At 60.2% G+C, this 6,900-nt stretch carries 3 protein-coding genes and 1 pseudogene; 1 reads left to right on the top strand and 3 read right to left on the bottom strand.

Annotated features, from left to right (window positions below; genetic code table 11):
• Window positions 1–157 precede the first annotated feature (157 nt).
• From FMEAI12_RS32075 to FMEAI12_RS32065, 3 genes are read right to left on the bottom strand one after another with little or no spacing between them, the layout of a single operon-like run.
• Window positions 158–3,151: a Z1 domain-containing protein gene (locus FMEAI12_RS32075; protein WP_112108947.1), complete on the bottom strand. Its 2,994-nt coding sequence runs from the start codon at window positions 3,149–3,151 to the stop codon at window positions 158–160.
• On the bottom strand, window positions 3,148–4,146 hold the full coding sequence (locus FMEAI12_RS32070; protein ID WP_112108946.1) for a PD-(D/E)XK motif protein: 999 nt from the start codon (window positions 4,144–4,146) through the stop codon (window positions 3,148–3,150). Before FMEAI12_RS32070 ends, FMEAI12_RS32075 begins: the two co-directional genes overlap by 4 nt.
• A gap of 3 nt (window positions 4,147–4,149) precedes the next feature.
• Entirely contained in the window at window positions 4,150–5,679 is a 1,530-nt protein-coding gene (locus FMEAI12_RS32065; RefSeq protein ID WP_200835480.1) for an ATP-binding protein, read from the bottom strand.
• An 893-nt stretch (window positions 5,680–6,572) separates the two neighbouring features.
• Between FMEAI12_RS32065 and FMEAI12_RS38895 the strand changes: the two are divergent.
• Window positions 6,573–6,900: pseudogene (locus FMEAI12_RS38895) on the top strand (IS5/IS1182 family transposase); the annotation flags it as partial.

The raw sequence follows: 6,900 nt of genomic DNA, 5'->3' as shown, positions 1-6,900 counted from the left end.
CCGGGCAGATGTCGAGCACCCTCACCGGATGAAGACCTGGGAGATCTTGCGTGACTACCGCCGCCGGGATCGTCCACCTCTACGGCATCAGCCGGGCCGGCTGACCGACAACACCACCGGACAGCCGAACCACACCCCACCGAGTTACGAGTAGCGTTTACGCACCACCTTGGACAGATACCGCTGCGATACCCTTCTGCTGCGAGCGCCTGACAGTCCAACGAATCACAGCTCCGCCCTTGGGGACTGCGGCAGTGGGTGCGATGTACGACAACAAAATAGTGACAGCGCCAGCGTCGGTAAGGTCCCCGCTCGGTTGGCGCTGGTCGTTTCGACGGCGGTCGTCGACTAGGTACGCAAGGAGTGCGCCGGTCGTGGGCCTATCCTGTGCATCAACCGTCCGCAATCGGGCAAGTTCGACCTCTAGATCCGCTCCCGCTGTCCAACCTGTGAGCCGCTTGAGTGGTTCACGGTGCTTGACATCGCTACCCACGAAGCCGGTACGCCCGAGCCGGCGTGTACGGAGCACGACAGGCATGTCGCGACCGGCCACGGAAAGCAGCCCGACCGGTTTCTGTACGAGTGGCCAAACAACAACCCAGTCGGTAATCTTGCCAGAATTTGCCGATTCCTCGAAAAATCTCATGATTGGACTGAAGCTCTCGGTAAAGTCGCGATGCCAGCGCATGCCTTCCTTCGGCGAGAGGAGCCGGAGCAGGTGCTGGGTGGAGATCTGGCCCACGAGAGCCGAAAATCCGGTCAGTTCGACCGGCCCTTTGGCTGCAGTCAGTAGCGGGATTGCGACATGGTTGAAGTTGTGTACCTTGTCGTCGATATTGTCGCGGGCGGGAATACTATAAAGGTCGGAGACCCGACCTCCTACTCCCTTCTGGTCGATGACGGCGTTCCACATCTTAGCTCGGCCGGTCGGCCGCAGCCATGGCAGATGCTGACTGACGAGGGGCGGGATCTGCCACGGTTCAAGCAACGGTAGACCGTCGTCATCCATTCCTTCGAACTGGTGCAACTCGTCCCGGAACGCCTCCTCGTCCAAGAGTAGCGCTTCAAACGCGCCATAAAGGTCTACTTGGCTGTCCCTGCGAATATAGAGACGTACAAGATCCCGATATCCGCCGCGGAACCCAAACCAGCGACCCGCTTGCATGAGCGTGTCACCCTGAATCGACCTTCGGCGGAAATAGGAGACCGTTAGGCCCTGCACAGTGAAACCACGCGAAAGCTGAGCGCCGCCCACGAGGATCCGCCAGACTGGCTCGGTCTCGAAGTCCAGTCGTCTCTGATTCTGTTGAATGTCCTTGTCTGAGTTGACTACGATTACTGGGTCACCGTCGGCGACAATTCGGTTTACACACTCGGCGATGTGCGTTTTGAGGGCGTCGAAATTGTTGGGGACAACCTGGCCCTCCGAACGGGCGGCGCACACGGGGCTGAAGTCACGCTCCCACAGCCCGCGTAGCCTCTGGAGTGCTCCACCGGTACGATAGGCGCCTTGTACCCAGACACGTCGAACAGTGTCGGCGGCATCTCGGTGGTCGCGCTGCTTTACCGATTCATGCACCAGCATCGTATGATGTTTGAATGTACTCTTGCTGTTGGCTTCCCGGAACAGCTTGATCGCCCCGGCCAGCACAAAGGAATCGATTGCCTCCCGAAGCTCTTGGTCACGTCGTTCCGGCGCTGTACTCGGATCTCCAACGAGCTTGCGGACATGGGCCAGTTCGTTTGATGTTGCAACGGTGCGCTCGATTTCTCCCCAATCCTTGCCGACATCGTGGAAGTCGGCCACCCCCATGTAACCAGGCGGGCGGTGCAACGATAGAAGGAAATTCGAGGGAAACAGGTTGGAGTCGTCGTCCGGATCGATGAAGACATTTGCAAATGGCGTCGCCGTGTACCCGACGTACTGGGCACGAGGGCATAGCTGAAGGATCTCGGCGATGAGCTTGTTGATCGTTGTCCTGTGTCGAGTGGCAGGATCCTGTCCACGCCATTTCGCAGGGTTAGTTGTGTCTACCGATGCTTGGTCGGATTCATCATCGATGATCAGAATTGGAAGGTCGTCGATTGCGCTGCGAAGTGGCTTGAGATCCCTGATCAATTTCCGTAGAGGCGAGCTGTGCTTCTTAATAACAGCGAGGTATGCATCTGTCGAGAACAGGTTGGTCGGATCGTTGAGTGGCTTCGCCTTGTCCACTCGTGAGAACTTGAGTCGGCTCAGCCCCTGCGGAAGCCGTTTGTAGTCGCTACCGTGTGTGGTGACTCGTTGTATGTGTGCCACGCCACTTTGCATGAGGTTGTCGCCGTGAGTGATGAATTTCCCGGCAAGCCAGTCCTCATCCTGCTGGTAGTCTAGCTCGCGGAGCACTTCGGGATCATTCAGATCCTGTCCGGCAACCACGTTCTCTCTACCAACGAGCTCCATGTCCAATCGCCGCTGAGTCTGAGCGCGCAGGAGTTCGATGGTGCCGGTAAGAACGATGACCATGCGATAACCAGAGTCGATTGCCTTCGCGATGACTCCGGTGAAATTGGCGGTCTTTCCACTCTGCACGTAACCGACGACGAGCCCCTTGGTCTGCCGTGCGGTGGGCTGTGTCGGATCGCTCAGCCGTTCCAAGATCTGGGTCGTTGTCTCGTCCAGTGAGACGATGGACTCAGCCGGCCATCTGATCGCACGAAGATGGTCTGTGTAGTCAGTCCAGTACATCTGACTGCGTCGCAGCCTAGCTGTTGTGTACCAAGGCTCGAATACCTTTGATATGACAACCGGCCGGTCTTGATAGACGGGCACTTTGTCTGCGATCACCGCAGCGGCCTTCGCACCGAGCCCGAGCCGCTCGACTAGCCACGCGCGGCGACCGAGGCTCCGGGGTTCGCGCGCTTCGGGAGGCGCAGATTCCAGCCAGGGACGGCCGTCTGCATGATCCCAGAAAGCGAGCGTCAACCGAAGCTGAGTGAGGGCCTGATCATTCGGATCAATTGAAAGCAGAAATTCTATGAATGCTGATTCGTCCACGTATGAGTCGGTGAAAAATGAGACAGCAGTAAGCAAAGGCCGCGGCCCCTGCTTACTCAGAGCGGCCAAGGCATTCGCCAGCGCATCCGCCCAATCTGGCCGTGCTGCGGTCATTTTATCGTCTCCTCGGTGGTGACGAACGCGGTCAATGGGGCAGGTGTTCCCTTGTGGTCAAGATCTGTGACATCTACTCTGTACGATACATCTGACAGAAGTGCGGGGCGCGGGACCACTTGCAGGAGACGATCCCCGGTTAAGGCCGGAAAAGAGTCGTCGACACGGTAGCAACGAGGGGGGCTGCGCAGGGTCCAAACAGTGGTGAACAGGTTCTTAAAACTGTCATCCCAGCCGGCAGTCGCGAGGCGGTGATCGACACCGATCACCGCCTCGCCGGACAACCTACGAACATTCTCTACGAGTTGGGTCAGGGTCCGTCCTCGGGCGCCGCTGCAACGCGTGATCTGAATGGACAGTAGCCAAAGCGGGACGTCGCGCGTGGGCTCGAGCTGCTGCAGAGTGCCGATCAAGTGTCGCCGGCGTTCGGCCGAGGTTGTCTTGACCTCGATGTCGACGTCTTCGAAGAAGAAGTCGTGCTGTTCGGATAGCGGGCCCGCCCAGGCGTCGACGGCATGGTTCACGTCACCGGCCCGGAGAAGTGCCTCGAGGAACAGAAGCTCGCCGTATAGGCCGATCTCTTGCTCATTATTGAGGCCTACTTTGCCCGCGAGAAGTCCACGATGCTCCGCGATCGCCCTCGTTACGGCGATTGCGAGGCTCTCGTGCCCAAGCTGCATCCGGTCTGCGACAGAGGTGAGGAGCCCGTAGGCGCTGTGCAACGAGCTGGCGACAGCGATGCGCAGCTCGGCCCAGCTCTCGTCGTTCTGGGCGAAGGTGTTGACTTCGATGTTGCGCAACCGCGATATATCGGGTTCTTCGCCTATGAGGGGCGTGAGCAGACTGATCTCGTCGCGTCCCGGGTCGAGGCGCAATCGACAGACGGGCTCACCGGACACCGGAACCTCGACTGGATAGCCGGCAGCCCAGTACATATCGAGATTCTCGAAACTGAGATGACGTAACCCCGGTGGCGGTAGATCTGCTTCAAGCATGAGCTACTCCTGTCGGTCCCGCCACAGCTCCTCTTCCTGTATTGCCGTTTCGAGGACAGCACGCCATAGCGCGATGTTGTCGCGATCGCGGCTGCCTAAGTACTCGCCTTCGAACACGTCCCTCGTCAACAGGTAGACGAGTGCCTTGACGAGCGGCGCGTCGTTGAGGCCCCCCCTGGAGGGGACGATTAGTTCGCGATAGCGGGAGTTGAGCCAGACCGTGCGTTCACGGAAGCCGATATCGAAGAACTCGCCTAGGGGTAGCGTCCGCCATCTGACCTCGATCGGATCGACTCCCTCAATGAAGTCGAGCTCGCCCGCGATCGCTTTACGCAGTTTGGGTGAGAATCCTTTGTCGGGCCGAACTGTGGGCTTGCGGGTGCGAGAACGCCGCCGTGCGGTGCGGTAAGCTTCCTCTGCATTTGCAATGTAATCGTCGAATGTCGTGGCCATGTCCGCGCTGATGGCATTGTTAATCGCGTGCAGCAGCGCTGGCGAGAAACGGATTCCATGCTTCTCAGGATTTATCGTGATCGCGTCGCCGATGAGTGAGTCATCGTCGATGACGACGCGCGCCAGTCGGCGCTCTGGTCGAGAGGTAGTTGCCGAATCCCATCCGCCTATCTGAAGCAGCCGGTCGGCGCGATAGACATAGAATCCCTGGAGCGCGTCACCTGAACCTTTACCCAGTCGGAATCCGGCGACATCGTTTCTGGCCGGCCAGATGTGGCACTCGAGTTTTGCTGAACGGGTATCCTCAAAAGAGGCAATGAGTGTGCGAGGATATCCTGGATAACCTGATGAACGGTATGCGAAGGGGTCCATGGGATGGACCCTCATAGGGACCGACCGTTCAGTGTCTGTCTCCTCGACTACCTCTATCTCGATGCGCAGGCCGCGCCGGGAAATCCAACGGTGGAAGATCAAACCCAAATGGAGTCGGACTCGCTCGACTGTGGTGTCGAGGAAGGTCTGAGCTTCAAGATCTGAAGTTCCGCGGTAGGTGGCGCGTACTGCGTCGAGTACGACCGCCGTCCCGGTTTGAGATACAAGTGCTCCGTCCAATAACTTTGCCTCGGTAATCGCGGAATCGGTCGCAAGAATGTCACAGCCGAAGTCCTGAGATAGGCTCTGCTTGTGGAGCCGCCTGCCGACTGGCGTTGCCCCGGTTGCATGGGACCAGACGGTCAGGGTGTCAGCGCAACCCAGTGCGGCAGCCTTGAGGCCGAGGCCGAAGTTGCCCAAGGACCCTGGCGCGTACTGCCTCCTTCGGCCGATCGTCATCGCGTCGTTGATTTGTGTGCTGTCCATGCCGCAGCCGTTGTCGAGAACAGAAAGGGCCCGTAGACGATACCGTCGGGTGAGGAATCTGACCCGCACTACGGTGGCCTCGGCGTCGAGGCAGTTGTCGATGAGGTCGCCGATTGCCGAATCAAGGGTGTGATTAGATCCGAGGCTTGCGATCAAGCCGGGATCCGGCGGGAGGATGATTCGGTCGATGACTTTTGCGTACGTTCCGCTTTGTCCGGTCACAGTTTGCCGTTTCCCAACTCGCTGTGGACGCATGTCAGCGTCCACCCGGAGTCACTCACTGCGCGAAGCGGCGACTGGGGGAAACTCACCGAATCGTCATCTCCGCACCGTGACACTGATCTCCAGCTGCCGTAGACGCTCTCCCAGCAGCGGAGAGATCTACTATATCCGCTAGCCAGGGTCCGCGTCCGCCGTACCCTCGCTCTCGGTCGTTCACGCAGGGCTCGACCCAATTGCCAGAACAAGGCCGACCGTTCGGTCGTCTGATGCGCTTCTCCTAGCTGAGTCTGGTCTCCTCCACCCACATGGACGTCGGTGTCGCGCTGGGCCTGCACAATCGTACGGCGCAAGGCAACGGACATGGGGCTGTTGAAGTCCTGTGCTTCGAGACTCAGCCGCTGAGACATGGGCCTTCCGGCCCATCGATCGCCCGTTTCCGGACGTGATTCTGGATCCGCCACCGGCTGGGTGATGTGCATCGCGCACCCGTCGACAGAGGAGTGGCAGACCTGCGGAAGGTGCGGTACCGATGCCTGTGGACGGGAGATCGACTTCTTCCGGCCTCCTTCGTGCGTGATCGTCCCGGACGGGAGCATGACGTTGATTGGGTTTGGGTGTTCCGCCACCTGCCGTCCTCCTGTACTGCTCCCACCGGCACGCGACGTGATCCATATCGGTGACCCACGACGTTCTGCAAGAGCCACAGTATGGTTCGTCGGTCCGAACGAGGTGTTAGCCGGCCTCCCGGTCGCGGAGCCGTAGGCGACACGTCCGCCTGCGCCTGGCAAGTCGAGCCGGCGGCGCAGTCTTTGGATAGGACTATGGGCTGTCTCGTGACCCGGATGCTGTGCGGGCCCCGAGGCTGCCTGGTGGATCAGGTCGGGGGGCAGGTCATCTTCACTGCGGACCATCAGTGGAGCTTCTCGTTCACCGGGTCGGCCCCGCCCGAGTTCAGCCGGCTCGTCCGCCTCGTCGCCCAACCCGGCGGTGACGGGATCGCCGCCGGCGGGCCAGGCCGGCACTGGGCACCGTCCCTGCCCGACCGTACGTTGCTGTCGCCGCGCACTGGCGGACAATTTGACCCCGCGCCAGCTCAGCCCGCTGTTCGGCGCCTCTTACTCGGCGGCCTGCCGGTCATCGACACGATCAGCGCCCTGCTCGCTCTGACCCTCCGCCGGCGGCCCGGGACCAGGTGGCGATCGTGGACGGCACTTCATCCCG

The sequence above is a fragment of the Parafrankia sp. Ea1.12 genome, assembly GCF_900465275.1.
In the GTDB taxonomy this organism is placed as follows: domain Bacteria; phylum Actinomycetota; class Actinomycetes; order Frankiales; family Frankiaceae; genus Parafrankia; species Parafrankia soli.
This window is presented reverse-complemented; position numbering and strand designations above follow the sequence as displayed.